This is a genomic window from Nocardia wallacei, assembly GCF_029869545.1.
GTDB lineage: Bacteria > Actinomycetota > Actinomycetes > Mycobacteriales > Mycobacteriaceae > Nocardia > Nocardia wallacei_A.
The window spans coordinates 1-1,314 of the sequence record NZ_JARWQD010000394.1 but is presented as its reverse complement, the minus strand read 5'-3'; the positions used below and the strand labels follow the sequence as shown (position 1 = coordinate 1,314).

General features: G+C 68.9%; 1 protein-coding gene and 1 pseudogene. Both read right to left on the bottom strand.

What is annotated here, in order from left to right; translation table 11 throughout:
• Positions 1–144: 144 nt before the first annotated feature.
• Positions 145–744: pseudogene (locus QH290_RS37200) on the bottom strand (malonic semialdehyde reductase); the annotation flags it as partial.
• A 31-nt stretch (positions 745–775) separates the two neighbouring features.
• Positions 776–1,195 carry a nuclear transport factor 2 family protein gene (locus QH290_RS37195; RefSeq protein ID WP_280266638.1) on the bottom strand — a complete coding sequence of 140 codons (420 nt, stop codon included), beginning with the start codon at positions 1,193–1,195 and terminating at the stop codon, positions 776–778.
• Between the last annotated feature and the right edge of the window lie 119 nt (positions 1,196–1,314).

Here is a 1,314-nt window from a genome sequence, read left to right as displayed (position 1 = left end):
CGTGGTGTAGTAGCGCTTGGTGCTGCGGTCGTGGCTGGGATCGAACTTGTAGGAGGTCTTCATCGCCACCACCCGGCGGGGGGCCGGCCCGGCGGGCCTTGGGGTGGGCCCCCCCCCCCCCGCGGGGTGGGGGCCGGCGAGCGTGACGACCTCGTCGTAGTCGAGCCGGGGCGAGCGCGGGAACCAGGCGTCCGGACCCGGCTTGCCGATATTCACCACCACCAGCGAGCTGTGCGTGCCGTCCGGAAAGAATTCCTTGTCGACCCCGGCCGCGTCGAAACCGTTCATCGGTCCCGCGGCCAGCCCCGCGGCGCGGACGCCGAGGATGAAGTAGCCGACCTGGATGAGGGCGTTGAAGCGCGCCGAGTCGGCCCGGGCGGCGGGGTCGGCGAAGTAGTCCTTGGCGTCGGGCGCGTGCGGGAACACCTTCGGCAGCTGATCGTGAAAGTTCAGGTCCGCCGCCAGGATCGCCGTCAGCGGCGCCGTGGCCGTCTTCGGCTTGTTGTTGTCGATCATGTGCTCGACCAGCCGCGCACGTGCCTGCTCGGTGCGGACCAGCACCACGCGCAGCGGCTGCTGGTTCATCGAGGTCGGGCCGAACTTGACCAGCTCGTAGATCTCTCGGATCTGCTCGTCACCGACCGGCTCGTCGGTGAAGGTGTTCGCGGTGCGGGCCTCGCGGAACAGCAGGTCCTGCGCCTCGGCGGCGAGTGCGAGTCCGGTGACGGGCTGCACGGAATTCATGGATATCTCCTTGGGGGAGTCGAGTTTTCGATCAGTCGTGGGCTACGCGCCGGGAGCGGGTCAGCAGGGCGCCGTCGATCCGGACCAGCACGTCGTGCACCACACAGCTGGGCGCGATCTCCGGTTTCTGCCCGGGCCGGATCTTGACGACCAGGCAGTAGGCGGTGGAGACGATCGAGCCGTCGTCCTGTGGCTGCAGGTTGATCATGTCGAACCAGTGCCGCCGCTGCATCGGATCGTCCTCGAACCGCTTGTGGAACTCGACCAGATCCGACACGATGCCCGCCCGCGTCCGGGCCGGTGGGCGTCCGGGCGTGTGCTCGAATTCCGCGTCCTCGGTGAATGTTTCGGCGTATCCGGTGATGTCGCGGCCGTCGAGCCGCTGCATCTGCTCGGCGTAGAACTGCTGCACCTCGGCATACAACTCGGTCCTGCTGGCGACGGAGGTCATGGCTGGCTCCTCGAACGACGGTGTGCCCGCCCCGGGTGCGGCGGGCCGCGGCGGCGCCCCACCCGCCCCCCCCCCCCGCGCGCCTAGGGCGAGCGCACGGCGAATTTAACCGATCTATA